This is a genomic window from Methylobacterium sp. CCH7-A2 (assembly GCF_001557075.1).
Taxonomy (GTDB): Bacteria; Pseudomonadota; Alphaproteobacteria; order Rhizobiales; family Beijerinckiaceae; genus Allobosea; species Allobosea massiliensis.
Genome location: NZ_LSKN01000331.1, coordinates 1 through 273, shown reverse-complemented (window position 1 = coordinate 273; position 273 = coordinate 1). Strand labels below are relative to the sequence as shown.

The 273-nt window shown below is 65.6% G+C and carries 1 protein-coding gene; it reads left to right on the top strand.

Going from position 1 to position 273, the window contains the following annotated elements; translation table 11 throughout:
* A partial coding sequence (locus AX750_RS25230; protein ID WP_197432866.1) for a 5'-nucleotidase C-terminal domain-containing protein occupies positions 1-273 on the top strand: 273 nt, incomplete at both ends.

Below are 273 nucleotides of genomic sequence, written 5' to 3'. Positions count from 1 at the left end.
TCCTCGAGGACGTCGCCGACAACATCTTCCACCCCGACCCCTATTTCCAGGGCGGCGGCGACATGGTCCGCATCGGCGGCATGGGCTACGCGATCGATGTCGGCAAGCCGATGGGCAGCCGCATCTCCGGCCTGACGCATCTGAAATCGGGCCAGCCGATCGAGGCCACGAAGAAATACACTGTGGCCGGCTGGGCCAGCGTCAACGAAGGAACGCAAGGCCCGCCGATCTGGGACGTGGTCCGCACCCATGTCGCCGCGCGCAAAACCGTCA